Here is a 15,947-nt window from a genome sequence, read left to right as displayed (position 1 = left end):
TTCGATTCCATACTTTTAAAAAAAGCCCCTGCCAGGGGCCTTTTCTATAAATAAACGTGTAACTTTCATAGATATAGAAACTAAGATTTAATCGAGCCAACCATCATCCCTTTAATGAAATGTTTTTGAAGGAATGGGTACACCAGCATAATCGGAATCGTCGCTATGACGATCACCGCCATTTTCAGCCCTTCCGGTGAAATGGACAACAGCAATTCCGATGAGACGTCGGCTGACCCCATGTTATCGGTGATAACAATCTCGCGCAGCCGCACCTGCAATGGAATCAGGGATCTGCTGGTGATGTAGTAAATCGCTTGAGAATACATATTCCAGTTCCCGACGGCGTACATGATGCCCATCGTTGCCATGACCGGCTTCGACAATGGGAGAACGACGCTCCAGATCATGCGGAACTCGCCGCAGCCGTCCATTTTGGCAGAATCAAACATCTCCACAGGAAGCGTCATAAAGAATGACCGCATGACGAACAAGTTATAGGCACTAATTGCGCCTGGAATGATCAAGACCCACAGCGTGTCGAGCATATGCAGATTTTTTAGCAGCAGGTAGTTGGGAATTAGCGGTGCATGGAAAATCATCGTGAACAACACCAGTAACAGCGCTGGTTTTCTGTAAATATATTCAGCTCGGGACAAAGGATAGGCCAGGCTTGCCGTTGCCATTAAATTAATCAATGTGCCGAACACCGTAATGATGACACTATTTCGGAATGAGATCCAGATCGAAGGATCCTTCAGAATCATGTGATAATTTTCGAGTGTAAAACCTACAGGCCAGAATCCTACGTTTCCACTGTTAATCGCAACCGCATTGCTGAATGACTGTGAAATGACATTCAAGATCGGAAGAAACATCGTAAGGCCGATGACAAGCAGAAAAATCATATTAAATAACTGAAATGCGCGCTGTCCTTTTGTTAAAATCACGTTCCCTATTCCTCCTTATGACTGACGCATGTTAGTACAAGCCGTTTCCAGTCGTTCTTTTACTCAGGGTGTTGCCAAGCATAATAAGCAATAAACCAATGACTGATTTGAAAAGTCCGATTGCTGTTGTATAGCTGTATTGACGGTCTATAAGACCGGCGCGGTAAACGTAAGTATCCAGAATTTGACCATTCTCACTGTTCAGCGAGTTCAAGAAGACATAGACTCTTTCAAACCCGAAATCCAGAAAACTTCCGATATGCAATAGGAACAAAATTGTAATGGTAGGCAAAATGGAAGGAACCGTAATCGACATCACCTGGCGGAACTTGCCCGCCCCATCGATTTCAGCCGCTTCATAAAGGTCCGGGTTAATGCCCGCGATTGCTGCCAAATAGATGATCGTCCCCCATCCGCTATCTTTCCATATCCCTGAGGTAATCAGAATTGAACGAATATAGCTGTTTTCACCAAGAAAATAAATAGGCTCAATATGGAACAAGCCTAAGACGTGATTGATAATGCCTGTCGACGGCGACAAAATGCCAATCACAATCCCGCCAACAATGACCCAGGATAGAAAATGCGGCATGTAGATAACCGTCTGCAGCAATCTTTTATACCCATTGAACCGAATTTCATTTAACAGCAGCGCAAGTATAATCGGTATGGGAAAGGCAAAGAGCAAATCGTACATGCCAATCAATAAGGTGTTTTTTAAAATGGTAAGAAATTCATCATAAGCGAACATCCGTTTAAAGTGTTCCAAACCAACCCATGGACTGCCGGCTATCCCTTTAAAAATGTTGTAGTTCTGAAACGCAATGGTTGAACCGAACAAGGGAATATATTTAAAAATGATAAAATAAATAAGTCCCGGAATTGAAATGACATATAAAGGCCAATGTTTCATGACAAAAGCTCTTTTCGCTTTTCTCGATGCAAAGGTATATACCGTCTGTCCTGCCGAATCTGTCTTTGAAGCCATGGTCGTCTTTCCTTTCTGTCCATCTGAATGTTTGATGGTCTCATCATACTATGGTCCCCAGAGTCAAACCATGGAGAAACTTCGTTTCTAGGTGTGTTTTTCAACAATCTGAACACAAAAAAAAACCTTGCCACAGGCAAGGTCCATACAAGATATTCCAGTTCTACGTATAGCGTTATTTCAACCATTTTTGCCCCGAGCTGAAGTAGGCATGACCATGATGAGTTTGGTCCCCTTCTCCACTTCGCTCTCGATCTGCAAGCCATACTGCTCGCCATAGACCATCTGAATACGCCGGTGGACGTTGATGATTCCGATACCGCCAATCCCTTTCGAAGAACCATTCTCCTTATCCGCAAGCTGGTTTGTGTGCAGTTTCTCGCGCAGTTCCTCCAGCCTGGCCTCGCTGATACCAAGACCATTATCTTCAACGCTCACCCAGAACTTATCCTCATCCTCACCGGCATCGATGCGAATATAATGATAGTCCTCCACACCGTCTGCAAAAGCATGCTGAAAAGCATTTTCAATCAGCGGCTGTAAGGTTAAACGAACCATGCTATTCAATAAATAATCTGGATGAATGCTTACATCTACTTCAAATTCCCGGCCGATGCGATGCTTCAAAACGACAAGATAGAACATGACATGTTTTAATTCATTGGAAACGGTTATCTCTTCCAGATTGGTCTGCACGGAATAACGCAGCATATAGGCAAGCGCTTTGACGATTTCATAGATTTCCTTCGAATCTCTTATGACCGCATAGCAAACAATCGTTTCTAGTGTGTTATATAAAAAATGAGGATTAATCTGCAGCTGCAAAGATTGCAGTTCTGCTTTCTGACGTTCCATCTGGCTTTTCTGATCGCTGAGTTCTGCTTGGTATACCTTATCTACCAGCTCTGAGAGGCGAGTCACCATCAAGTTGTACCGGCTCATCAGCTCTGCGATCTCATCCCGATGCTCAGGCAGCGGAATTTGGACCCAGTTCCCCTGCTCGGTTTGACGCATGGCGCTTCTCAAGATGCGAATCGGCCCTGTGATCGATCTTCCGAAGCGGAAGGCGATCCATAGCGCGATGCCCAGCGTAAAACATCCGACCACGATCGTCGTTGTCCGAATCGTATCGCTCGGTTTGCGAAGCTCATTCACCGACATCGCAACAACCAGGCGCCAATCGCCGTAGGTGGACCGGCGGCTCATGAACATCTGCGTCTTATCGTCAATTGTCGCCATGAAAGCGTGAGGACCGGCCTCCAGCACCTGACTCCGTATAGCTTCGGGCAGCTCCGTGGCTGTCTTGTCCGTATCCGGCTGATACACATACTTACCATTATCATCGGTAATAAAAAAGTAGCCGTCTTCCCCCAAATCTATGCCTTTCCACAATTCTGAAAGCTCAGCCGCCCGCAGCTCCACAACAAGAATCCCTTTGGGTTCCGTTGAGGATAGTCCACGAATCTGTCGGACAAGCGTAATATTTTGTTGTCCTGACAGAATACTGTGGTTCAATACACTCAAGCTGCCATCCGGTTTCGTATTACTTTTGAAAAATTCCAGCTGTTGCTGAGCTTCTTCCTTATTAAAAGATCCCCCAACGGAATCATTATAAAAGTACATCGCATTTTGATTAAAGCTAATCATATAAATATTGGAAATTTCCGGATTCCGCGCAAACGCCGGCTCAATGATAAGCTCCTTAATAAACTTTCTCGCCTCATAATAGGGATAGCCTGTTTCCCCCTCTGGCAGGTCAACGAACCGTTTGACATCGTTGCTGCTTAATAACGAAACCATGGACCGCTCATAACTTCGAATATACAGGTCCGTATGGTGCGCTGCGTTGCCTACCACCTGTGTTAGCTGCTTCTCTACAATTTGATCAAGCTCATTGGATGAACTCCAGTATGAAAACACGCCGACACTCGTCAATGAAATCATAATGACAACGAAATAGGATAAAAATAGCTTCGGATATAAATTGAATTTTTTCATTTCATCCCCAACGATTCCCGATAATCCGAGGGAGATATACCAAAGACTTTCTTAAATGTTTTTGTAAAATGGGGGTAATCATCGTAGCCTACTTCTGCCGCTATATCCACGGTTCGTTTATGAGGAATCGCCAGCAGCTCACGAGCTTTCTCCATTCTTTTATTAATCCGGTAGCTGACGAAGGTTTCATTGCTCATTTTTTTGAACAAGGTGCTGAAATAATTCGGGGTAATCCCGACCATATCCGCAACTTCTTTTAAGGAAATATCCACTGACAAATGATTATCTATATAGGTTTTGGCTTCCTCCATAGGGTCCTTGAAATTGCCTCGGCGGACAACCAAAATATCCATCATCACGGTTTGCAGCCGTTGCTCAAATTCTTTAAATAGCTCCGCCTTGGAGGATGAGCGGAAATCTTCGGTTAAATCCGCGCTGATCACGCGATTTTTCTCTTGAAATTGCTTGTGCAGCAGCACGACCGCATCAAGGAGCTGACCTTTCAACTGAGCCGCAGACAAGTGGGAGCAATCTTCTTTCAACTCCTCCATAATCTTCTGCAATTCTTCTCCCTGCAGCAGCCAAATGCTGTTTTCTATTCGTTCAACCCATTCCACATAGCGGGACACAGGGATATACCCTTGTGATTGCGATTTCATAATGATGTCAAAGACATCATGCAGATCCGGCGGTGTAACCGGCTTCAGCAAATAGTGCTTGACCCCGTATGAGAGACACTTTTGCGCATAGTCAAAATCACTGTAGCCCGAAACAACGACCATCATAATATGCGGATACTTCTCGTACACGTTACGGCAAAGTTCTAAGCCATCCATTTTGGGCATTCGAATATCCGTTAGAAGCAGGTCCGGTTCGAACCGAGTCATTTGCTCCAGAGCATCAAGTCCATTCACCGCGGTTTCGATTTGTTGAAACTTGTGGGTATAGCTCTGGGCCATCATCATTAAGCCGCTGCGAATTACCGGTTCATCATCTACAATTAACAATCTCATGTTGTTAACGCCTCCACTTCTAACGTTTATCGAAAAATGCGCCTAAGAAAAAAGAGACTTGTCCACCCATTGAGGGGACAAATCCTTTTTTCCTGTGAACTGAACTTATTTTTTGTTGTTGGAAACGATAGCCCCATTGCCACTCTTATAACGCTCAGTCGCTTCTTTCAGGATATCGTTGCCGCCTTTTGTTTTGTACTCCTCAATCACTTTCGGCCAATCGGAGATCGGTTCCTTGCCGTAAATCATTTTAATCATATGGTCAATAATTAATTTAGGTCCTACATCATCACCAGCAGGCGCTACATCCGGATATTTCGAGAACGATTCAAGCTGCGGGACGAACCGGATAGAACCCAAACCTTCTTTGGAAACAATCGTATCCAAGTACTTGATCATGTCGCGTCCGTCCGCAGACATTTCTTCTTTGGCTTTATTGTACACTACATCGTGTACAAACCAGAACATACCGCGGAATTGATCTTCCTCAATCGCTGAAGTTTCTGTTGGAGGCGTAAATTTAATTGCGCCATTCTCCACTGTATAATTTTCACCTTCAATACCGAAGGAGAAATATTTCTCAGCTTCCGGTGTCAGCATCCATTCCAGGAACTGAATAATCCGAATCGCTTTTTCCTTCGACACTTTGCTATTAATGTAATAAGAAGTATTAATGCTGGAGTAGAGCAAATGCCCGCCGAAGTTTTCCGGTCCGCGAGGGGAGGAGATAATCTCAATTTTCCCATCAGGTACAAGGTTCTTCAGTTTGTTACGGTAACCGGACAAGCTTTGGGCATTCGCTGACCACATGCCTACCTTACCAGCTTCGATATTCTTATTATAGTCGGTTGAGCTGATGGATGCGAAATCTTTTGGAATTAAGCCTTCATCAAACATAGTTTTAAAAGTTTGAAGCGCTTTGGTCATGTTTTCCACATCGAAAAACTTCGGTACAACTTGATCTCCCTTGACTTCAAATTGAGCAGGCAGCACGTCGAAGGCTCCTAGAATCGTATCTGCGTATTTGAAGTTTTCGCGCATTTGGTACGGGTTCTCTACCCCATTGGCCTTCAACGCTCTCATCACGGTCATGAACTCATCCACTGTTTTCGGTGCAGGCAGTCCTGTTTTGGCAAGCAGATCAGCTCTAATGAAAGTCGCACGGCGGGAAGGATTGGAAAGCCACGATGGAATACCGTAGATTTTACCGTTAAAGCTGGTCTCTTGCCATGCTTCCTTTGGCACCGCTTTCATGATGTTTGGAGCATACTGCTTCAACAAATCGTCCAAAGGCATGAAGACCCCGGCTTCAACCGATCCCGACATCCCTTTGGTCGTAGCTCCCCCAACATTTTGGACAAGATCCGGAATATCGTTGGAAGCAAACATCAGGGACATTTTTTGGTCAAAATCCTTGAGAGGAATCATGCGAAGGTCCAGATCTACATTCGTAAGTTCCTCCAGTTTTTTCACCCATTTTTCCTTATTCACATCTGCTGTTTGCTCCGCATATTTGTAACCGCTTGTCGTCATGGACATGGAAAACTTTTGGACTTCATCTTTTTTGGCTGTTTCGCCAGACTTTGGATTTGTTGCTCCGCCGCCGCAGCCCGAAAGCGCGCCAGCTGTCAAAATCATGGTTAATGCGATAACCATCCCTTTTTTCATTCTTTTCTGCCCCATTCTCTTATCGTAATTATCCAACGGAATTGGATATCTCCATCTTACCCTTCCTTGGATTGATGAGGAATGTGTTTTTTAACAATGGTGTTGTGTTTGTGTTAACACTTATTGTGCAATCACACTATATACGCTGCTCTGCTGCACCTTGAAGCTCGTTGTCTGTTCCCCGTTGGAACGGGCGATTTCCTGATCGTTCAAGACAACGACAACCGGCGATGAGGTGCGAATTGTACAATGACCATCCGTCGATGCCTGAATCGTCGCTTCGCTTAATTGCCCTTTTTCCCAAACCAAATCTACGGCATACCCGCCTTGTGCTCTCAAGCCTTTGATCGAACCTGATGCCCAATCGCCAGGAAGAGCCGGCAGCAGATTGAGCTCACCCATATGACTCTGAAGCAGCATCTCGGCGATACCTGCGGTTGCTCCGAAATTCCCGTCAATCTGGAATGGTGGATGGGCGTCAAATAAATTCGGATACGTAGACTTCTCAAACAGATTCAACACATAAGCAAGCGCAGAGTCACCATCTCCAAGCCGTGCGAACATGTTAATGATCCAAGCGCAGCTCCATCCCGTATGGCCGCCCCCGTTAGCCAGCCTGCTTCGAAGTGTCATCTTTGCCGCTTCGGCCAGATCCGGCGTTGTATGAATGTCAATCTGTCTGCCAGGATGAAGCGCGAACAGATGGGATATGTGCCGATGACCAGGCTCAGCTTCCACGTATTCCTCCATCCACTCCATTAACTGGCCATTCGCTCCGATTTGCGGTTGCGGAAGTTTCCCCATGCGTTCTGACAGTTGATCACGGAAGACTTCATCGCATTGTAAGTGATGACTGCTCTTGATACAAGCTTCGAACAGGGCATGCACGATCTGCGAGTCCATTGAAGGTCCCATGCATAGCGTACCTCGGAGCCCATTTGGCAAAATGAAACTATTTTCCGGAGAAATAGAAGGACCTGTCACCCACATTCCATCTGGGGCTTCCGTTAAATAATCCATGAAAAATTCCGCAGCCTCTTTCAACACAGGATAAGCCCGCTCACGCAAGAATTCCGTATCCCCTGTGTAAGCATAATGTTCCCACAGATGGAGGCTGAGCCACGCTGCACCCATCGGCCAAAGGACACTTGTTGCGAGGATGCCCTCAGGACGAGTTTCAGCCCATATATTCGTATTGTGATGGGCGACGAAACCTCTGCAGCCGTAAAGCGTCTTCGCCGTTATTCTCCCTTTGACTCTCATTCTTTCCACCATATCAAACAGCGGTTCATGGCATTCCGATAACCCGCAAACCTCAACCGGCCAATAATTCATTTGAGTATTAATATTGATCGTATATTTCGACTCCCACGGAGGAGTGAAGCTATCATTCCAGATCCCTTGCAGGTTGGATGGCAGACTTCCAGGACGGGAACTCGCAATGGTCAAATAGCGGCCATACTGAAAGTATAACTCCGCAAGCCTCTTTCTATGCTTCGGATTCCCCTCCACTACGGCTTTCATGAGTTCGTCCGTTGCCAATGGCTGCTCCTCATCCGAGGCTGACAAGCTAAATTGAACACGGTTAAATAACGTTTGGTAATCATCGATGTGTCTTTGTTTTAGCTCCGAATATGTGTAAGCTCCTGCTTTCTCCAGCTGCTGCAAGCAGGCAGCCTCGGGATCAGCCTCTCGGAAGGTACTGCCCGCTGCAAACAAAAGCGTTACTTGCGAAGCGCCTTCTACGGAAATAAAATCACCAATCGTCTGAATCACGCCGTCCGGAGCATTGGCTTTGAGCACTCCGCTAAACTCCACACCGTCTCTGCCGCATTCTCCGTTCATGACAATGCTGTCCGAGGATCGTGCATAACTATCTCCCTCATAAGGACGCCGATTTAAATTCACACAGAAGGTTAGACCGCCAGGCTTGCTGCAAGTCAAATGAATCACCATCACCTGATCCGGATAGCTTGTGAATATTTCTCTGTTATACGTTGTTTCGCCAACATTAAAGGCTACCCGAGTTATCCCTGTCTCCAAGTCCAATTCACGCAGATAAGCATGGACGTCCCCTTGCAAATCCGTGAAAAACAACTTCATCTCCCCAAGAGGCTGATACGGATTATAATATTTAGGCGTAGAAAACATAGACATCCTGGTCAGATAGGTTGCCTTCTCCACATCCCCGTCAAACAGCAGCTTGCGAATGTGAGGAAGTTGCTGCAGCGCATCCGGATTTTCTCCCTCTTTTGGTCCGCCGTACCAGATGGAATCTTCGTTTAGCTGAATTTTTTCCTCCTTGACCTGGCCAAAAACCATTCCGCCCAAGCGGCCGTTTCCGATCGGCAATGCTTCCGTCCATTGCTTTGCAGGCTCCCGGTACCATAATTTGAGCTCCTTATTTTCCCCAGCTTTGTGAGTTTTCATAATGACTCCTTGTCATAATCGTTTTTTTGGTCATACCTTAAGGATAGCTTAACAAAACCCAAACGTTATATGTTTTGCCAGATTACGATAAAATGTTGCTGTATTATGATTTGAATTTCGGATAAAGGTTGGCTCAAGGGAACTGGAGTCCTCTATTCGTGCGATAACCGACCGTTTCCTTCTCTGAGTGGAACTACAGGCTCTTATTTGTCTATTGTTGGTGTCTTCAGGGTGGAATCGGCCAAATAGCGAACTGTAGTTCCCTTCATATGCGCAAATCATATAAATTGTGGAAAATAGCGGATTGTAGTTCCCCTTCGCATAAAAAAGTGCCAAGCAGCATCTGCTCGGCACCCTCCCCCTATGTTCGATCTCATCGCTCGAAATAAATATCCGGAGCATCTGGGACCACAGTTTGATTTTGTTGTTTGTTATAAATCCTATAGAGCATTACAGCCGCTTCCGCTCTTGTCGCATAGCCGGTCGGGTTCAGCATGCTTCCGCTGCCTTCCACAAATCCGCTTTTCATCAATGCGGCAATCTCATTTACCGCGTATGAAGCTATATGCGACTTGTCGCTAAAAGCTTCAAGATCACTTGGCGCACCTTTGGCAATCTGCATGCCTGCTGCGCCCATTGCTCTTGCAAGAAGCACCATCATGTCCTGCCTGGAAATTTGTTCATTCGGATGAAACGTCCCATCCCCTTGACCTTCTGCTAAGCCAAGCTGTTTGGCGATTCCAACCGCTTCATAGTAGTAGTCAATGGGGTGTACGTCACGGAAGTTCGTCGTCACATCGGCGTTAAAATCGAAAGATTTCGTTAACAAAATCATGAAGTCGGCGCGACTCATATTGACTGTTGGTTGAAATAACGTATCCGAGGTGCCGGATATATTTCCCTTGGATGCCATCACTTCAATCGGCTTTCTCGCCCACTCAACCGTACTCAAGTCGGCAAAACTCTTCTGCTGATATCCTACAGCAAATGTACTGAAATGTGTGGTTTTAAACATCACTGTTCCTGTTGAAGCATCATATTTCCCGCTTGGAACGGCACGAGCTTCACCCGCATGATCGATATACCAAACAACAATGTATTCAGGATTTTTTAATTCTTCTTCTGTAGGTTGATACGGAATTGCAACGGTAACTGCGGTGCTAGGATTATTAAAGTTTACTGGTTTTCCGTCGACTACAATGCTAAGTTCAAGAACGGGTCGTCGACCGATTTGACCTTTCATCTCGTCCGGAATGCTGCTCCTGTCAGCACTAGCTATGACAAAACCAACTTCTGCGGCCGAATGAAGATCGACATTGCTTAACAGTCCGTTAGGAATCGTTAGCGATCCAAACTCCGTTACAATCGTCATTTGTTGCTCAGCAGCTGCTAAGAACATGCTAGCCGGTACATACATTTGATATTGTTTGGCGCCTTCGACAGGTTGGATCTCAACAACCAAATGGCTATCGCCGGTCGAAAAAACTTTGTCCACCGCTTCCTTATCCAACTTAGCCGAAACGATTGCACCAGTCTGATCCACCACAACGTGCGGGGAAGACTTTACTACAGGTTGCCCAGTGCTTGGCTGAGGTGCCGTAGTTGATGAGTCATCGCTATCAGAAGACGTTGAATCCGGTGTTGGAGTCGGTGTTACAACTGGCGTTGATGTAGGTGGCGAGATAACACTCACCTCAAACGTTGTACCAAGCACTTGAGTTGACTGCTCCACATTAACATTGACAAAATAGGTGCCATTTATTTTTTGCTTCAAAACATAGCTGAATTGGTATGAGCCGTCTGCGCCAATTGCGGTTTGGTCTAATAAATCCAACTGATTCAGTGGATTGATTACTTGCAAACTGACGAGCTTACCTGCCTCCGAGCTTAATTGGCCAGAAATGGTCACTTGGCCATCTTGTTCATTATACGTTGCACGAACATCAACCGGAGAAGCCACTGCGGACAAAATCATCGCGCCCGCACACACCATAACGGCGAGTATTACAATCGTCCAATTTCGCAAACTTTTCAAGCATAATCCTCCTCGGAATAAGAAGACATAGAAAGGGATGCCACTAACAACCCTCCCTACGTCTCCCATCGCATGATAAAAATAACAACTCTAAGGAATGATAATCTCGTTTGAGATTCTGATTCGACTGGATGTGTTATTCCAGACAAAAGCTTTTAGTTTGTAGCCAAACACAATATCAGGCACTCTCATAATGGCCTTCATTTGCTTATCTTCACCAGCGGAGAACGAACTTGACACAAAGGAGTATCGGACCATCCGGTTTTGCTGGTCGAACAATCCAAGGACAAGAACACCGTTCTGACCTATTGCCGAATTGTTTTGAACAGACATGCTCACTACAACATCGGTGGAACCAATTAGACCGGATACCGCATTCCCACTACGATCTGTCAGAGATAAGTTTTTCACGCCAAACAGCTGGTCTCCCCAGTTTTTCACATAATTCACTTGATAAGTTTGCAGGCCAACGTTTTGATAATCATCCACACTTTTGACTTCAATTATGTTCATGCCTTCCTTCAAAATCATAGGAACTGTAAACGTCACGTTATTTAATGTTCTAACATTGTTGAGAACGTCCGTACCGTTGACTTTGACCGTTACGTTCGCATCCCTATTCATACTGCCTAATAATGAGTAGGCCGATGAATCAACAACTTTAGGGATATCGACAGAAGGTGTAAATATGACTGCGGCCTTATGATAAGTAACCACAATCGATTTGGAGCTTGAAACGTTGCCGAACAGCTCCTCGTTCGATGCCGATACGACAATCGAGTTAACACCTTCGTTTAAGGTGATTTTTTTAGAAAAAGGCTCACCCGCTTCTGTATATACGGCATCCACGACTGAAACTCCGTTATTGCTTACAGCTATTTTCGCACGATCTGTGACAGTCCCCGAGAGGGTATAGTCCGGGATCTCAACACTTTCGCTTGCAGCATTATCAAGAGTAAACTGCGGCGAAGATGACAAATGAAGGTTCGTAAAGCTGGCCGACATTAAATAATCAATGTTTGTGGTTGTTTTTGCTCCGTCCACGGCCATGCCGACATAAACCGTTTCTCCATAATCAACAACATTTGAAGCGACCAAAGACCAATCCAAACCATCCTTCGAAACGTAACCGGATACTGTGTTTTCTTTGCGTTCAAGTTTGATCCAGTATGGTGCTTTCAAAGTCGTACTTCTTCGCAACTGCTCGGTATACCCACCCCCGGTTTTGCTGCGGTTTATAACTGAAATCTTTCTACCGCTTGTATCGACGCTAAAATCATCGGTTGGATCCGTAGACAAGAAGACCCCGGTTGCCTTCGACGATGGCTCTAGGCTCTCACGCATCATAAACCCGGTCTTAACATCATCATCGTATTCCGACTCATAGGCGACATTCGCATAAATTTCAAAGTTGCCTTTAGCCGGTTTAAAGGCATAATGGAATGAGTCTGTCGTACCCTTGATGTTGATTTCGCCAGAACCCTTCACTTTGTACACATTACCAGTTAGGTTGGCAGTTCCTGGAATTTTTACAGTACCAATATCCTGAGACACCCAGGACTCCAAGTTTTCAGGTCCGTTCACGTAGGTAATGACAGGATCCGACAAGGTCGTTACCCCGTTATTATCGATCGCTCTTGCATATATGTAATGCTGGCCTTCTGGAGCATTCTCCCAAGTAAACTCGAAAGGTTCGCTTACATCTTCACTAATCTTCTTATCGGCATCATAAAAAATCACTTTGGCTATAGACTTTCCACCCGCACCCGCTGCTGCTGCACGAATGTTAATTGGGGTGTTCAGGAGGTAAGCTTGGTGCATAACCGGTGTCTCGATAGACACGGTTGGATTCAGTGGCACAGGTACATCTGCCAATGAATTGATGTAATCCTCAATATTGGTATAACCGTTCCCGTTGATATCCCCGAAACTGCCGTTGACGTTGCCTGAGATTTTATTTCCGGCAGCATCCAGACCGTTATCATTCGGATCTAATCCATTGGCAAGCTCCCATTCATCCGGCATTCCATCACCATCCGTATCAATCGGTGCAGGGGCCGACAATAATTCCGGCAAGCCACCATCGTATGCAATCTTGTTGACGGTTCTTCCGGTTCCGTTCTTTACCTCTCCAACGATACGAGCATCAAGCGAATCCCGCTTCGGAAGCGAAGCGCCGCCATGTTGCAGCACTTTCTCATAGGCCGCTTCAGCCGTATCCGTCGTTGTCGGTCCTCCAACCTGATCATTCGCATCCGGGTAGATGAAAGGCGTCGTTTTGAGCGTAAATGTTGAATCCGGGTTAATTGCTTTATAAGAGCCATTCGCGTTTTTCACCAAGTTATCAGCTGATACTTCAGGATCGCCTACGACATAATTTCCATTGACATAAAAGGCTCCCCCACCAGCATCGCCAGCCGAAGGCGCGACAATTCGGTTAAAAGCGCTATACGTGTTAGGCCCTGGCTTATAGTAATTGTTGATCATATTAATCCCTGTTGCCATTTCCCCACCGTATGCCGTATTGCCGCCCCAGTTATAAATCACATTGTTCCGGTAGTCAATCTTCTGCGGATAATTCACGATATCCGTCGCCCGTGCAAACCGAACGTTACGGTTAATATGGTTCGTAATTAAATTATGGGCAAATGTAATATTCGATCCGCCCCAGATCCCACCGTATCCATGAGGGCCTTTCGTGTGAATGGAGTGGTTTAAGCTGTTTGTGATGAAGCTCCATTGGAGCGTAAAATTTTTGTTATTCTCGGAAGAGAATAATTCATCCGTACTCCAACTTCCTGAAACGTGATCGACAATGACTTTATCTCCCGTGATGTTGAACGTATCGTCCAGTTCAACTTCGCCGCCCCAGAATCGCATATATCTGACAATAATATTGCCTCCAGCGGTACTTGTTCCACTGCCTACTTTCACCGCATAACCGCTAAGGGCGATACCGTCGCCCGGGGCTGTTTGACCGGCAATCGTAAGGTTCGGTTGACCGATTGTCAGAGGTCTGGTCAAATGGATGACGCCGGAAACACGGAATATGATCATCCGGTTCGGCTGGCTCACCGCATCACGAAACGAACCCGGGATAGCAGGCGTGCCATCCGCATAATCCAACAGGTTATTCACCACATACACGGAGCCACCGCGACCGCCAGTTACATACATCCCGCCGCCTTCAGCGCCAGGGAATGCCGGTACTCTTGCCTGTTCAGCAGGATCTATTTTAAGAGAAGTTATTGCACTTGTGCTTGGAGTCCCTAAAGCGTCAACATACCGATATTCAATACGATGTGTACCCGTATCGCTTACTGCGAATTCTTTGGTATAAAATGCCCATTGTCCGCCATCGATACGGTACTGCACGCGATTCGCCGCAGGAGCCTCGTTATTTACTTCCATGTAAACGAGAACCGGCTTGGTATAAGAACCCAAAGTTCCATCTGGCCGTGCAGGATTTAAAATTGGCACCACAGATTCAAACAGTTTTGGGTAAATGATCCTCTGGCTCGGGTCCCATCCTTCAAATATCCAGGGTATCGTGAATTGGCTAGCCTGTTCAGCCGTCATGGCAAAATGGCTAGGATCGGTATCATCCTGAAGCTTACGCGTGGATGGGCTGGCCCCAGGTCCTGAGCTATTGTACTCGGAATAATGATAGGTAAGATTATCCGTCATCACCGTCCAACCGTCCGGGTGAATATGATCATCCATCCATGTATTGATAAATCGCACCGTTGGTTGGTCCTGCCAAGGGCGGCCTAAATAATGTTTCCCCTGTGTAGTAGCGTCTTTCAATAGACGGGAGTTCATAAATACGATCCCGGGAAGATCGCCGGTTGAATTCTGCGTAGCTGCAGCTGTGATGTATCCGCCGGAACGCGAAGGACCATTTATACTTATAATGTCAGAGTGGTCAAAAACAGCCGCAGTTGCCGGTCCATAAATAAAGTCAACGGAACCCTTGATCTCGCAATTGCGATAATATTGCCTGCTGGTTTTGTCATAGTAGGTTACGCCTGTGTAAAGCGTGTCTTGGTAACCGACAAATCGGACATTTTCAAAGACAACTTGATCTGCAATGACACGTGCTGCTAATGCCCGGCCTTTCGTAACGTCGGAGGAGTTCTCAATGGTTAAATTGGCTGCATAAAAATTAGTCGCTGCAGCTCTTGTGCCATCCGTACGATCCTTCGTTCCTCCAACTGTAAGCGTCGCCGTATCTAAAGCTGCCAAAGTTGAGGTCGCGCCGCTCGAGGTCGGTGTGAATTCATTGTCGTTATAAAAGATTTTCGTTTTATCTTTACCTGCGCCAATTAAAGCAACATAGGGCACAGTAACGGAAATTTTTTCGTTATATGAACCTTCTTTGATGTAGATAATCTTACGAGATGTGTTGTTGCTGGGGATCGATTCAAGAGCAGACTTAATACTGGAGAAATCGCCGGTTCCATTCTGAGCCACGGTCAAAACCATAGCTGGATTTGCAACAATTTCCTCGCTGGCGTTAATCTCTCCGCTTGCGTTCAACGCAGTAACCATATAGTAGTAAATAGTGCCATTCGTAACGCTTGTATCCACATACGATGATGTAGTTAAAGAACTGGTTAACGTCGTAAAAGTGCCGCCGCTTTCCGTACTTCTTTCTACAGCATACGTCGTTGCGCCAGATACAGGGGACCACGACAGTTCAACACTGCCGTCATTGGCAATCGCAGCTGCATCTATCGGTGCTGTCACCTGGGTTTGGTTACTGGATGTGGATGCAGCAGCATTCACAACGTTCACTGCAGGAAATAGCAGAACATTCAACATGAGTAAAAAGCTTATCCCTAACGTTAGGGCTTTCTTCATGA

Annotated in this window: 8 protein-coding genes; all 8 read right to left on the bottom strand. The window is 45.9% G+C overall.

Translation table 11 applies throughout. The features are described 5' to 3' along the window. Positions 1–80: 80 nt before the first annotated feature. Positions 81–908, bottom strand: coding sequence for a carbohydrate ABC transporter permease (locus PCH02S_RS21390; protein WP_127455989.1), 828 nt, complete (start codon positions 906–908; stop codon positions 81–83). 73 nt (positions 909–981) lie between these two features. Then, the gene (locus PCH02S_RS21385) at positions 982–1,938 is read right to left on the bottom strand and encodes an ABC transporter permease (protein WP_127455978.1); all 957 of its coding nucleotides are present in this window, start codon (positions 1,936–1,938) and stop codon (positions 982–984) included. Between the two features lie 180 nt (positions 1,939–2,118). Beyond that, positions 2,119–3,936 carry a cache domain-containing sensor histidine kinase gene (locus PCH02S_RS21380; protein WP_127455977.1) on the bottom strand — a complete coding sequence of 606 codons (1,818 nt, stop codon included), beginning with the start codon at positions 3,934–3,936 and terminating at the stop codon, positions 2,119–2,121. Beyond that, the gene (locus PCH02S_RS21375; protein ID WP_127455976.1) at positions 3,933–4,949 is read right to left on the bottom strand and encodes a response regulator; all 1,017 of its coding nucleotides are present in this window, start codon (positions 4,947–4,949) and stop codon (positions 3,933–3,935) included. Before PCH02S_RS21375 ends, PCH02S_RS21380 begins: the two co-directional genes overlap by 4 nt. 105 nt (positions 4,950–5,054) lie before the next feature. After that, entirely contained in the window at positions 5,055–6,617 is a 1,563-nt protein-coding gene (locus PCH02S_RS21370) for an extracellular solute-binding protein (RefSeq protein ID WP_127455975.1), read from the bottom strand. A gap of 120 nt (positions 6,618–6,737) precedes the next feature. Next, positions 6,738–9,047: a glycoside hydrolase family 95 protein gene (locus PCH02S_RS21365; protein WP_127455974.1), complete on the bottom strand. Its 2,310-nt coding sequence runs from the start codon at positions 9,045–9,047 to the stop codon at positions 6,738–6,740. A gap of 373 nt (positions 9,048–9,420) precedes the next feature. Continuing rightward, complete coding sequence (locus PCH02S_RS21360; RefSeq protein WP_164819662.1) at positions 9,421–11,082, bottom strand: S-layer homology domain-containing protein; 1,662 nt, start codon at positions 11,080–11,082, stop codon at positions 9,421–9,423. Between the two features lie 90 nt (positions 11,083–11,172). Beyond that, positions 11,173–15,945 carry a pectinesterase family protein gene (locus PCH02S_RS21355; RefSeq protein ID WP_127455972.1) on the bottom strand — a complete coding sequence of 1,591 codons (4,773 nt, stop codon included), beginning with the start codon at positions 15,943–15,945 and terminating at the stop codon, positions 11,173–11,175. Positions 15,946–15,947: the final 2 nt, after the last annotated feature.

The sequence above is a fragment of the Paenibacillus chondroitinus NBRC 15376 genome, from assembly GCF_004000765.1.
Classification (GTDB): domain Bacteria; phylum Bacillota; class Bacilli; order Paenibacillales; family NBRC-103111; genus Paenibacillus_E; species Paenibacillus_E chondroitinus.
Note: the sequence above shows the minus strand (reverse complement) of the source record. Positions and strands in the feature narration are given on the sequence as shown.

Excerpts from the sequence above, each read along its gene's own strand:
- PCH02S_RS21370 (WP_127455975.1), bottom strand. The coding sequence starts at position 6,617 with ATGAAAAAAGGGATGGTTATCGCATTAACCATGATTTTGACAGCTGGC.
- PCH02S_RS21390 (WP_127455989.1), bottom strand. The coding sequence starts at position 908 with ATGATTTTTCTGCTTGTCATCGGCCTTACGATGTTTCTTCCGATCTTG.
- PCH02S_RS21355 (WP_127455972.1), bottom strand. The coding sequence starts at position 15,945 with ATGAAGAAAGCCCTAACGTTAGGGATAAGCTTTTTACTCATGTTGAAT.
- PCH02S_RS21385 (WP_127455978.1), bottom strand. The coding sequence starts at position 1,938 with ATGGCTTCAAAGACAGATTCGGCAGGACAGACGGTATATACCTTTGCA.
- PCH02S_RS21365 (WP_127455974.1), bottom strand. The coding sequence starts at position 9,047 with ATGAAAACTCACAAAGCTGGGGAAAATAAGGAGCTCAAATTATGGTAC.
- PCH02S_RS21380 (WP_127455977.1), bottom strand. The coding sequence starts at position 3,936 with ATGAAAAAATTCAATTTATATCCGAAGCTATTTTTATCCTATTTCGTT.
- PCH02S_RS21375 (WP_127455976.1), bottom strand. The coding sequence starts at position 4,949 with ATGAGATTGTTAATTGTAGATGATGAACCGGTAATTCGCAGCGGCTTA.